Here is an 8,274-nt window from a genome sequence, read left to right as displayed (position 1 = left end):
TTTAGACTCTGGAAACATAGTGATAATCGTTTAAATGTTATAATTGTTCACTATAAATTTAATACTTTTATCGCTATGTTCCTAATTTTCAGTGAAATATTTATTTGCTTATATCGAACTCACGTTATTTACATTTTTAATCCTCTACTTTTCTTTTCTTCCTGCTGCGACAGTCTTGTTTCATATCTAAGCCTATGCCATTGTTCCCTGAACCAATCGGCAATCGGTTTCCTGTTTATTGTCAGGTTCAGCCTATTTTCATCGTCAGGGTCGTTTTCTATCATTAAAATATCATCCTTTATGTCAAAGTTCCGCCTGTGTTGTTCCGAATAGATTTTACCGCTACATTTCAGGACATCTTTTTTGACTATAAGACTTTCAGTCATTTCTTTAGTGAGTCCCAGCATGGTACAGAACTTTTCCATGCATAACATTTCCCTGAACATCGGGAACCACCTGAAAGCCTTGCCTATGATTCAGGCAAGCCGTGACAGCTCTTTTCCCTTTATGTCAAGTTCCTGCCTGTGCATTTCCTTGAGATTGTGGATTTGCGTATCATGTTGTTTCTGCATCTGCTGTATCTGGCTCTGCAATTTTTCAATATTGGTGTCCCGCTTTGAAATTTTGCCTTGCAGTTTTTCGTTGGCATGTTCCAGCTCTTTCAGTTTTCCACTTCTGAAAAGAGAAGCAACTCCGCTTGTTATGGCTGTCGCTGCAGTGGTGGCTGTCTTCCTGAGTTTGTCTGTGCGTATCTTCAATTTTACTTGTCTGAGTTCTTGCCCGGCAAGATTTACCTGTTGTTCCGTATGCCGTTTTGCAGCGTTTATGTGTTGCAGTTCAGCTTTCTGCTTCTCAATGATAAAATCGTTTCGTTCCAGATGCTTTTTACCAGTAACTGCCTTTGATTGCTCACGTGGAAAGGCCGAACAATTTCGAGCAGAAATACGGAGAATGACATTCTGTTTTCAGGCACATTTCTACGAATTTCATACACAACATATTGTCTGAAAAATAAAAAACAGTACTTTTGTTTCCGGCAGCGCGTTTCACGGCATGGTGCCGAGTATGCAGAATGCCTGAGAAGCGCAAATTTGAAATCGGATAGTTTATGAAAAAGAGAAGTTTGAAAAGGTGCATACAGGTTGTAACCTGTGTGTGCGGACTGTTCAGTACATGTATGACATGGGCCGGAGAAGACACGACAAGGTTGGCTTTGCATTACAATCGTCCGGCAGAGTATTTTGAAGAAGCATTGGTGATAGGCAACGGCACGATGGGGGCCATTGTGTATGGAGGTACGGAACGCGATGTCATTTCGCTGAACGACCTGACACTGTGGACGGGTGAGCCCGACCGCAAGGTGACCAGTCCCGATGCCTATAAAGCCATTCCGGAAATACGCCGTTTGCTCGATGCCGGGGATTACCGTGGTGCCGACCGCGAGCAACGCAAGGTGCAGGGCCATTACAGCGAGAACTACCAACCCTTAGGATGCCTGACTGTCACCTACCTGGATGTGCCGGCACAGATTTCGGCCTACAGTCGCTCGCTCGATATAGCCAACGCCGTGGCCGAAACCCGCTACCTGCGTGACGGTCAGCCTTTTTCATGCGATTATTTTGCTTCGGCGCCCGACTCGGTCATTGTGTTGCGCCTCCGGTCGGAAAGCCCGCAGGGCATCCGGGCATTGCTGTCGTTCGACTCGCAGTTGCCTCACGCTACATCGGCCAATGGAAATGAAATCTCGGCCGAAGGCTATGCTGCTTACCATTCTTATCCCGTGTATTTTGGCCAGGTGAAAAATAAACACCTGTACGACCCCGAACGGGGCACACGCTTCCGCACGCTTGTCAGGGTGCTGACCCCGGACGGAGAGGTGAAGAGTTTCCCCTCGGGCGAACTGAAGATTGAAGGTGCACGCGAGGCAGTAGTGCTGATAGCCAACGTCACCAGTTTCAACGGTTTCGACAAAGACCCTGCACGCGAAGGCCGCGACTACAGCAATCAGGTGGAGCGACGGATGTCGCTGGCTGCCGCCAAGACTTACGACGAGTTGCGGACCAACCATATCGCCGACTACCGTCACTTCTTCGACCGTGTGAAGCTGAACCTGGGACAGACGGCACCCGAAATCGCCGCCCTGCCTACCGACGAACAGTTGCGCCGCTATACGGACGAGAAACAGTACAACCCCGAACTGGAGGCACTGTACTTCCAGTTCGGACGCTATCTGCTGATTTCCTGCTCGCGCACACCCGGTGTGCCTGCCAACCTGCAAGGCTTATGGAACGAGCAACTGCTTCCGCCCTGGAGCTGCAACTATACCAGCAACATCAACCTGGAGGAGAATTACTGGGCTGCCGAGACGGCCAACCTTAGCGAGATGCACCGTCCGCTGATGGACTTCATTGCCAACCTCAGCCTGACGGGAACGGAGACGGCGAAAGCCTATTACGGAGTGGACAGAGGTTGGTGCCTGGGACAGAATACCGACATCTGGGCCATGACCTGCCCCGTGGGATTGCACGTAGGCGACCCGTCGTGGGCCTGTTGGACCATGGGTGGCGCATGGCTGTCGACGCACATCTGGGAACGTTATCTCTTCACTCAGGACAAAGACTTCCTGAAACAATATTATCCGGCACTGAAGGGAGCCGCCGAATTCTGCATGAACTGGCTGATCGAGAAAGACGGCAAGCTGCTGACCTCGCCCGGGACCTCGCCCGAAAACAAGTTTGTCACGCCCGACGGATACGTGGGAGCCACATCATACGGTTGTACGGCCGACCTAGCCATGACGCGCGAGTGTCTGACTGACGTCATCAAGGCTGCTGCCGTGCTGAACACGGACAAGGACTTCCGTCGCCAAGCCGAGCAGACCCTTGCACGCTTGTGGCCTTACAAGGTGGGCCGCGACGGCAATCTGCAGGAGTGGTTCCACGACTGGCCCGACCAGGATCCTAAACACCGCCATCAGTCCCACCTCTTCGGACTGTATCCGGGGCATCACCTTTCGGTGGAGCAGACGCCCGAACTGGCGCGTGCCTGTGCCCGTACCCTCGAAATCAAGGGCGACGAAACAACCGGCTGGAGTACCGGCTGGCGTGTCAACCTGTACGCCCGCCTGCAGGATGGCGAGGGAGCTTACCGCATCTACCGCCGCCTGCTCCGTCTGGTGACTCCCGACGGTTACAAAGGTAAGGACGCCCGTCGTGGTGGCGGCACCTATCCCAATCTGCTGGATGCCCATTCGCCTTTCCAGATTGACGGCAACTTCGGTGGCTGCGCCGGGGTTATCGAGATGCTGATGCAGTCGTCCGAATCTTCCATAACCCTGCTGCCTGCCGTACCCGCGCAGTGGAAAGACGGCAGCGTACAGGGCATCTGTGCCCGTGGCGGCTTCGTGGTCGATATGACCTGGAAGGATGGCAAGGTGACTGCCCTGAGCATCCAGTCGAGAAAAGGCGGTAAGACCCGTGTCTGCTTCAACGGGAAGTCGGTGAAAGTCAACTTGAAAGAAAACGAGAAAAAACAACTGCTATGAGACGTTTTTGTGGGATAATCGTAGCATTGGGCATGCTACTGACTGCCGAGGGCGTTGCAGCGCAAGCACAACAGACCGAGTGGGGAAAATGGGAGCGATGGGGTGAACAGCCGGATGGCTCTTATTTGAATCCTATCATACCTTCGGACTACAGCGATATAGACTGCATCCGGGTAGGAGACGACTATTATGCCATTTCTTCTACATTCCAGTTCTCGCCGGGCATGACGATGTTGCATTCGAAGGATTTGGTGAACTGGGAGATTTGCGGAAATATTGTCGATGACTTGACTCAGATAGGTGACAATCTGAACTGGGACCGGATGACGCGTTATGCACGGGGCATCTGGGCAGGCACTTTGCGCTATCATGAGGGGCGTTTCTATCTCTTTTTCGGTACGCCGGACGAAGGCTATTTCATGACTTCTTCGGCTCGTCCCGAGGGACCGTGGGAGCCGCTTACACCTCTTCTGCTGGAAGCCGGTTGGGACGACTGTTCGGCCATGTGGGACGAGGACGGCACGGCCTGTTTCGTAGGTACTCATTTTGCCGACGGTTATAAGACGTATCTGTTCAGGATGTCGGCCGACGGAAAGAGCATCGACCGCCAGTCGGCCCGGCTTATCCATTCGGGCAACGGACGGGAGGCCAATAAACTGATTAAGGTGGGCGATTGGTACTACCTGATTTTCAGTGAGCACAAATCGGGGATAGGGCGTTATGTCATGGCACGCCGTTCCCGAAAGATGATGGGGCCTTATACGGAAGAAAAACAGTTGGCTCTGGCCAGCCGCGAGGCAATGGAGCCCAATCAGGGAGGCATTGTCCAGGGAAAAGACGGGCAATGGTATTTCATGACACATCACGGCACGGGCGACTGGGGTGGACGGATTGTCAGCCTGCTGCCGGTTACCTGGACCGACGGATGGCCCATCATCGGAAAAGTTCTTCCCGAAGGCATCGGTGCCATGCAGTGGGAAGGACGGATGCCTTACAACAGTAGTGAAAAGCTGACTATCGGCCGTAGCGACGATTTTGACACGGAGGTACTTGCCCCGCAGTGGCAGTGGAATTATCAGCCTCGGAAGGCGTTCTTCTCGTTGCAGGAAAGACCCGGGTGGATGCGCCTGAAGGCCTATCGCCCCTTGCAGCCAAACCAGCTGATGAAGGCCGGAAATACGCTGACCCAGCGTACTTTCAGGAAAGCAGATAACGAAGTAACCATTAAAATGGATATTTCACGCATGGAGGACGGACAGAAAAGCGGGCTTTGCCATTTTTCCTCGCAGCACTCGGCCCTTAGCATTGTGAAGGAGAACGGCATCTGCTACCTTGAATACCGTAAGAACGGGAACATCGTCCGTGGCCCGGAAGCCGCTTCCTCTTTTGTCTGGCTTCGTTCGGTGTGGGGGCTGGATGGCCTTTCCCGATATGCTTACAGTTGGGACGGTGATAATTTTGTAGATTTTGGCGAACCTTATCAGATGGTGTGGGGCAACTATCGCGGCGACCGCATAGGCATCTACTGCTTCAACGACGTGGCAGAAAAAGGATGGGTCGATGTCGACTATCTGCACTATCGGTAAGTGTCCTTTTGCCGACGGAGCCCACAGTGGGGCCGATGCCCTGCTGCAGGATGATAAGTCGGGTTATTTTCGTATGGTTTAATTCTTTGTATATGGTTTGTATGATGGCAAAAATGAACAAGAAATTAGTGTCTGGTCTCCTCTCTTTTGTGACCTTGTTTGGTGGCATGGGATTGACCGGTTGCTCCGACGAGGACGGGGGCTGGCCTTACTCCGTGTCCGAAGAAACGTATTACGCCAATCGCTTCGGCAAGGATGTGATGAATATGTATTATCTGTGGAATGCCGAGATAGCCGACGACCTGGCAGGCTGGGATGCCGAAACCAACACCGACCCCATCGGCACGGTCGACCGCATCCGCTATCACGACAGCAATGGCTACATCGACAAGTGGACCATGATGACCGACGACATGAGTTCGTTTGTCAGCTCCGTTGGCGGAGTGTCCACCACTTTCGGGTGGAGCCTGACCGTTTACTTGGTTAATCAAGAGACGAAGCAGTGTGCTGCCGTGGTCAATTTTGTGCATGACGACACCCCTGCGGCACGGGCCGGACTGAAGCGCGGCGACATTCTGTTGAGCATTGACGGTCAGCCGCTGACGACGGATAATTACATGAATCTGTATTACAACACGAGCCTGAGCACCTCGCTGGGGCGCTACAATGCCGCCGACAATACGATTTACGACGTGGGGAAGACGGTGGAGCTGACGGCTGTGAACATGTACGAAGACCCCGTGCTGTGCGACTCCGTCTACGAATTCAATGGGAAGAAGGTGGGCTATCTGGCTTATTCGGCCTTCGACCTGACTTCTATCAGCAAGCTGATAACGGTGTGCAAGGACTTCAAGGCCGCAGGCGTTCGCGAGCTGGTGCTCGACCTGCGCTACAACGGAGGCGGCTATGTGCTGACCGAGAATGTGCTGGCTTCCATGCTGGCTCCGCAGCAGGCGGTGGCATCGGGGCAGGTGTTCGAGCACGAGGTGTACAACAACTACCTGACGGAATACCTGCAGAAGCAGGGTGCCAGCATGGAGACGTGCTTCGCGACCGACTACACGTATCAGAACGGTGATGAGGTGATGAGCGTCAGCACGCAGGATGCCAACATCGGACTGGAGAAGATTTATGCCCTGATAGGAACAGGCTCGGCGTCAGCCTCCGAGGCGCTGTTGGGGGGACTGATGCCTTACATGGATGTACGGCTCATCGGCGAGCAGTCGTCGGGCAAGTATTGCACGGGAATGATGCTGGCTGCCGAGGATGCTTACAACGAGGTGCCCGAGGCGATACGCAACTGGGGACTGTATGTAATGATCAGCATCTACCAGAATGCCGCCGGTGAGACGCCCTGCATGCCCGACGGGCTGAGGCCCGACGTCGGTGTGGACGACGAACCGATGCTGGCTTATGCGCTGGGCGACGTAAACGAGCCATTGCTGCGCCAGGCACTGACCGAAGCCGGTCGCGCGTACGACGATGCTCCGTCGGCTGTGCAGACCCGCAGTCTGACTTCGCGCTACGTGCAGTTGCCTGGCGTGCAGAAGCCTGTCTTTGGCAAGCGCATACAGCAGCCGGTGTCTGTCGGGCCGGCTGTCCGGTAAAGGAGCTGGGTTTTGCAACGTCGTGTTCGTCATTATTGACATCGTGACGGGTCACCCCCTCGCTATACGACCGAGGTACCCTAAGTATACGACTGAGGGTACCTAAGTATACGACCGAGATGGCCTAAGTATACGACTGTGATAGGCAAAACTCAAACCTTTCGTAATCAGCCGTTTACGTAAATGCTGTAAATGGCTATGGAAGTTTACAAAACCGTTCCCTTTCCGGCCTCTCGCCGCAGGGTTACAACTGCTGCAATTCTCTGACCAGCGAGTCGCATACCAGTGTAAATGCCGCCTTGTTCTCGGGGCTGATGGGCTTCTTGGGTTGCGACTTGATGGTGAGCGGATTGATGGGCTTTCCGTTTTCGTGTACGCGGAAGTCCAGATGAGGCCCGGTAGCCAGTCCCGTGGCTCCTACGTACCCGATGACTTCCTTCTGTGCCACCTGCGACCCCACCTGGATGCCTTTGGCAAAGCGTGACAGGTGCATGTAGGTGCTGACGTAGACGCCGTTGTGCTTTATCTTCAGGTAGTTTCCTCCACCTCCGGCTTCATATCCCTTGGCTATCACCTTTCCGCTGCCGATGGCATAGACCGGCGTGCCCGTAGGTGCGGCATAGTCGACGCCGTGGTGTGCCCTGTAGCGTTTCAGCACCGGGTGGAAACGGCTGTTCGAGAAGCGCGACGAGATGCGATAGAAGTCGAGCGGGGCCTTCAGGAAAGCACCTTCGAGGCTGTTGCCCCGTTCGTTGTAGTAGAGTTCCTCGCCGTCCTGCACGAAGGGGATAGCGTAGTACAGGCTGTCTTCGTGTACGAACGAGGCGGCCAGGATGTGAAAGTTTTCCAGACTGTTGCCGTCGACGTACTCCTGTTCGTAGATGACGCGGAACTCGTCCTGCTTTTGCAGTCCGAAGAAGTCGATGGTCCAGCCGAAGATATCGGACAGCTTCATGGCCAGCTGGGGCGAGGTGTTGCTTTGCTGCATGGCTATCCAAAGCGACGATTCCACCTGGCCTTTCACCTCCTGCCGTTTCCATTCCGAGGGATTCTCGCCGCGGCGCACACTGTATTCGCCGCGCAGGTCGAAGACGATGTACGTTTTCGGACTCTCTTCGTAGACGAAGAAGCGTGTGCGTGGCAGGCTGTCCTTGGTGGTGAACACGGCATAGGCTTGTCCGCTTTTCACCTTGCGGGCATCGAATGTGCCCTTGGCCCGTTCGTTCAGGCGGTGTACGTCGTTCACCGACAGGCCGTGGCGTTGCAGGATGGACGACAGGTTCTGGCGGTCCTCGACGATGCCGTAATTCACGTTGTAGCGGTCGGTGGGGATGCCATATTTATAAGTGATGGCCTCCACTTCGGCCGAGTCGGTCATTTCTACTTCGTCCAGCATGTCGGCCGGGCGGTCTTTTCTGACGAGGTGCGTAATGCCCCATGTAACTGCCAGCACAAGGAGGATACCACCTATTATATAGTATATTCTTTTCTTGCCTCTCATACGTGTTTCGTTGTTTTAGAGGGGGCAAAAGTACAA

Annotated in this window: 4 protein-coding genes and 1 pseudogene; 3 read left to right on the top strand and 2 right to left on the bottom strand. The window is 53.9% G+C overall.

Going from position 1 to position 8,274, the window contains the following annotated elements; genetic code table 11:
- Window positions 1-128: 128 nt before the first annotated feature.
- Window positions 129-914: pseudogene (locus BQ5591_RS21710) on the bottom strand (mobilization protein); the annotation flags it as partial.
- Window positions 915-1,108: 194 nt separating this feature from the next.
- Here BQ5591_RS21710 and BQ5591_RS00205 point away from each other — a divergent pair.
- The 3 genes from BQ5591_RS00205 to BQ5591_RS00195 all read left to right on the top strand — a co-directional run bounded on the left by BQ5591_RS00205 (window position 1,109) and on the right by BQ5591_RS00195 (window position 6,737).
- On the top strand, window positions 1,109-3,544 hold the full coding sequence (locus BQ5591_RS00205; RefSeq protein WP_071147985.1) for a glycoside hydrolase family 95 protein: 2,436 nt from the start codon (window positions 1,109-1,111) through the stop codon (window positions 3,542-3,544).
- Window positions 3,541-5,130: a glycoside hydrolase family 43 protein gene (locus tag BQ5591_RS00200; RefSeq protein WP_071147984.1), complete on the top strand. Its 1,590-nt coding sequence runs from the start codon at window positions 3,541-3,543 to the stop codon at window positions 5,128-5,130. Before BQ5591_RS00205 ends, BQ5591_RS00200 begins: the two co-directional genes overlap by 4 nt.
- A 113-nt stretch (window positions 5,131-5,243) precedes the next feature.
- The gene (locus BQ5591_RS00195) at window positions 5,244-6,737 is read left to right on the top strand and encodes a S41 family peptidase (RefSeq protein WP_071147983.1); all 1,494 of its coding nucleotides are present in this window, start codon (window positions 5,244-5,246) and stop codon (window positions 6,735-6,737) included.
- Between the two features lie 244 nt (window positions 6,738-6,981).
- On the opposite strand, the gene BQ5591_RS00190 is transcribed toward BQ5591_RS00195, so the two are convergent.
- Window positions 6,982-8,238, bottom strand: coding sequence for a M23 family metallopeptidase (locus BQ5591_RS00190; protein ID WP_071147982.1), 1,257 nt, complete (start codon window positions 8,236-8,238; stop codon window positions 6,982-6,984).
- Window positions 8,239-8,274 lie beyond the last annotated feature (36 nt).

It is taken from the genome of Bacteroides ndongoniae, assembly GCF_900108345.1.
GTDB lineage: Bacteria > Bacteroidota > Bacteroidia > Bacteroidales > Bacteroidaceae > Bacteroides > Bacteroides ndongoniae.
The sequence above is the reverse complement of the archived record's forward strand: the minus strand, read 5'-3'. Positions and strand labels throughout refer to the sequence as shown.

Excerpts from the sequence above, each read along its gene's own strand:
- BQ5591_RS00205 (WP_071147985.1), top strand. The coding sequence starts at position 1,109 with ATGAAAAAGAGAAGTTTGAAAAGGTGCATACAGGTTGTAACCTGTGTG.
- BQ5591_RS00200 (WP_071147984.1), top strand. The coding sequence starts at position 3,541 with ATGAGACGTTTTTGTGGGATAATCGTAGCATTGGGCATGCTACTGACT.
- BQ5591_RS00195 (WP_071147983.1), top strand. The coding sequence starts at position 5,244 with ATGAACAAGAAATTAGTGTCTGGTCTCCTCTCTTTTGTGACCTTGTTT.
- BQ5591_RS00190 (WP_071147982.1), bottom strand. The coding sequence starts at position 8,238 with ATGAGAGGCAAGAAAAGAATATACTATATAATAGGTGGTATCCTCCTT.